Raw genomic sequence first — 3,062 nt, 5'->3', positions numbered from 1 at the left:
AGCAGCGCCCATACCCGACGATAACCATACGTGGGCAGCTCTCCGATAACATGGTGTATACGGAGAAGCACATCCGTATCATCAGTGTGACGACTGCGGGGGCCAGTCTAGCAGCGGTAAGAGAAGTTCATCATACTTGGCGCAGTTACGCGATGTTTCTGCTAGAGGTGATGCCGTAAAGAACGGCAGAACATTACCGGAACAAGATAGCGGTCTACCTGCACTGGTATCAGACCCGGGGCTTCCCCGGATGATCTCCACGGTACTTTAGGTACTGTGTCTATATTATGTAGGTAGGATCAATTAACTTTGTAGTTGAAATTCTTTCATTGAAATAATGAATAAAAAAGACAAACCGCATTAAACAATGCCAGAATATAATTGCATTTTTGTTCCGTTTTTTTAAATCATAGTATACAAAGAAGCTTGCATACTATATGAAAATATAACACCCTTTACTATGATGTTTATAAAACAATATATGGAGTCATGTAGGTATGAATTTAGATGGTGTTAGACCATACTGTAGAATAGTCAATAAAAAGAATGAAAGCATATCAGATATTGCATTTGCACATATAATAAAAAGCGTAAAAAATTCATCATGTACTCACCCAAAAGCAGCATTGGTTTTTTTAGGAGAGAAAGGTTTTTGTGATAGCAATGATGTTCTATCTATTATGGGACAACAAATACCAAGAGTATTTAAGAACAAGATGTTATATGATTATGTTTTTAAAAATGAAAAAAGTAAAAATGATTTTCTAAAAATGGCTGAATCATGGCTACCACAGAGTGAACCAATAGTAATAAATAATGATGATGACGCATTGAATGCTGCTGCTTATTTTTCTGTAAAAAAAGCGAAAATAAAAACAGTAAACGACACTGATTTTAAAGAGTATAATAAGGTTTATATTCTTGGGCACGGTAGTCCTGGTTCTCATCAATTAGGCCTTGGTTCGGAACTTATTGATGTACAAACAATCATTTCAAGAATGAAAGACTGTGGTATTCTAAATGTGAAAGATATCCGTTTTACTTCATGCGGCTCCGCTGATAAAGTGGCTCCTAAAAATTTTAACAATGCCCCTGCTGAAAGTCTTTCTTGTATCCTTAACTCTCTGCCTTTTTTTAAGGAAAAAGAATCTTTGCTAGAGCAGATAAAAAAACACCTTGAAAACGATGAGTCATTGAGTGATGGTCTAAAAATATCCGGCTATCATGGATATGGAGTTCACTATGGTCAAGAGCTTTTTCCCTACTCACATTATCGTTCAACTTCAATTCCTGCTGATCCGGAGCATACAGTAAAAAGAAGCTCTCAGAAAAAGACTTTTATTATCAATAAAGAACTGGATTAGTATAAAAATTTTAACCTATAGTTAATTGTTTGCATTTAAGATGAAGTTATTTTTTCTTTAGTAGAAAGGTGCTCCCTATGAGGGAAAATCACAAATCATCATAATACAGAGACAAAACGATACGAACAAATAGATAAAAAACATCATTCTTTTACCACATTATTTTTCGTAAATATGAAAAATAATGTTATTACTTTAATATAAGACTATTTTTTGTTTTTCCATCACTCTGTTCAAATTTTTCCGCATGACTTGTGTTTTTTGTAACACAGCTCGTTTTTTACAGCTGACCAAAATCATCAATTAATTATGCTAAGGAAATAAATTATGAAAACCAAAAACTTTCTTCTTTTTTGTATTGCTACAAATATGATTTTTATCCCCTCAGCAAATGCTCTGAAGGCAGAAGGTTTTCTCACTCAACAAACTTCACCAGACAGTTTGTCAATACTTCCGCCGCCTCCGGCAGAGGATTCAGTAGTATTTCAGGCTGACAAAGCTCATTATGAATTCGGCCGCTCGCTCCGGGATGCTAATCGTGTACGTCTCGCTAGCGAAGATGCATACTACGAGAATTTTGGTCTTGCATTTTCAGATGCTTATGGCATGGATATTTCAAGGGAAAATACCCCAATCTTATATCAGTTGTTAACACAAGTACTACAGGATAGCCATGATTACGCCGTGCGTAACGCCAAAGAATATTATAAAAGAGTTCGTCCATTCGTTATTTATAAAGACGCAACCTGTACACCTGATAAAGATGAGAAAATGGCTATCACTGGCTCTTATCCCTCTGGTCATGCATCCTTTGGTTGGGCAGTAGCACTGATACTTGCGGAGATTAATCCTCAACGTAAAGCGGAAATACTTCGACGTGGATATGAGTTTGGAGAAAGTCGGGTCATCTGCGGTGCGCATTGGCAAAGCGATGTAGAGGCTGGGCGTTTAATGGGAGCATCGGTTGTTGCAGTACTTCATAATACACCTGAATTTACCAAAAGCCTTAGCGAAGCCAAAAAAGAGTTTGAAGAATTAAATACTCCTACCAATGAACTGACCCCATAAAGCTGGACAGCCTGTATCAGGCTATGGAGGGCCCATAGACAAATCTACCCTATATGAGCATAGGAGGAGTCTATGGGCACACCACGTTTTACCCCTGAATTTAAGGGATTACTGGAAAGGCTGGGACATATCCCTCCGGCAGAAGCAGAAAAAGCTTATTATGCTGCCATCGGAAACGATGATCTGGCAACCTGAGTTCACAGATAAAACGTTCTCTAGGAAACTCGGGGCGGTTCCGTTCACCACATGCAATGTGGTGTTGCAGGGGAACGGTCTGCACCATCCCCTATGTCGATCAATATAACAGAAATGACAACTTCAGATTCAGGGCACAACCTAAATATATTTTAGGTCACCTCTCAAATCGTTTGCCTGATACCGCTCCATTTTTTAATAAAAAAATCAATCATTTTTGAATCTTTGCTTTTCATTGCATTGTCAAGCATAGTGTCCGTAAGCGTACAGCCTGAACCGTCTGGTCAGAATCTGACGAATTAGACAAAGTGGTGTCCACCAAATAAGTAGTGGGAACCGGTGATGCTGCCAACTTACTGATTTAGTGTATGATGGTGTTTTTGAGGTGCTCCAGTGGCTTCTGTTTCTATCAGCTGTCCCTCCTGTTCAGCTACT

General features: G+C 38.4%; 3 protein-coding genes and 2 pseudogenes. 4 read left to right on the top strand and 1 reads right to left on the bottom strand.

Annotated features, from left to right (window positions below; all coding sequences use genetic code 11):
- Window positions 1-119 precede the first annotated feature (119 nt).
- The 4 genes and pseudogenes from BGK49_RS29345 to BGK49_RS31440 all read left to right on the top strand — a co-directional run.
- Window positions 120-248 (top strand): annotated as a pseudogene (locus BGK49_RS29345) (DUF3440 domain-containing protein); the annotation flags it as partial.
- Window positions 249-497: 249 nt separating this feature from the next.
- Window positions 498-1,364: a type 3 secretion system effector OspB gene (gene ospB, locus BGK49_RS11415; RefSeq protein ID WP_001046941.1), complete on the top strand. Its 867-nt coding sequence runs from the start codon at window positions 498-500 to the stop codon at window positions 1,362-1,364.
- Window positions 1,365-1,691: 327 nt separating this feature from the next.
- On the top strand, window positions 1,692-2,432 hold the full coding sequence (phoN2, locus tag BGK49_RS11410) for a PAP2 family phosphatase PhoN2 (protein ID WP_000850660.1): 741 nt from the start codon (window positions 1,692-1,694) through the stop codon (window positions 2,430-2,432).
- Window positions 2,433-2,504: 72 nt separating this feature from the next.
- The gene (locus tag BGK49_RS31440) at window positions 2,505-2,627 is read left to right on the top strand and encodes a hypothetical protein (RefSeq protein WP_000537156.1); all 123 of its coding nucleotides are present in this window, start codon (window positions 2,505-2,507) and stop codon (window positions 2,625-2,627) included.
- Window positions 2,628-2,784: 157 nt separating this feature from the next.
- Here the strand turns inward: BGK49_RS31440 and BGK49_RS31675 are convergent.
- A pseudogene (locus BGK49_RS31675) lies at window positions 2,785-2,884 on the bottom strand (T3SS effector OspC family protein); the annotation flags it as partial.
- Window positions 2,885-3,062: the final 178 nt, after the last annotated feature.

The sequence above is a fragment of the Shigella sp. FC1544 genome (genome assembly GCF_001722145.1).
GTDB classification, from domain to species: Bacteria; Pseudomonadota; Gammaproteobacteria; order Enterobacterales; family Enterobacteriaceae; genus Escherichia; species Escherichia coli.
This window is presented reverse-complemented; position numbering and strand designations above follow the sequence as displayed.

What these genes read in the sequence shown, in the direction of transcription:
- phoN2 (WP_000850660.1), top strand. Translation starts at nt 1,692, where the DNA reads ATGAAAACCAAAAACTTTCTTCTTTTTTGTATTGCTACAAATATGATT.
- BGK49_RS31440 (WP_000537156.1), top strand. Translation starts at nt 2,505, where the DNA reads ATGGGCACACCACGTTTTACCCCTGAATTTAAGGGATTACTGGAAAGG.
- ospB (WP_001046941.1), top strand. Translation starts at nt 498, where the DNA reads ATGAATTTAGATGGTGTTAGACCATACTGTAGAATAGTCAATAAAAAG.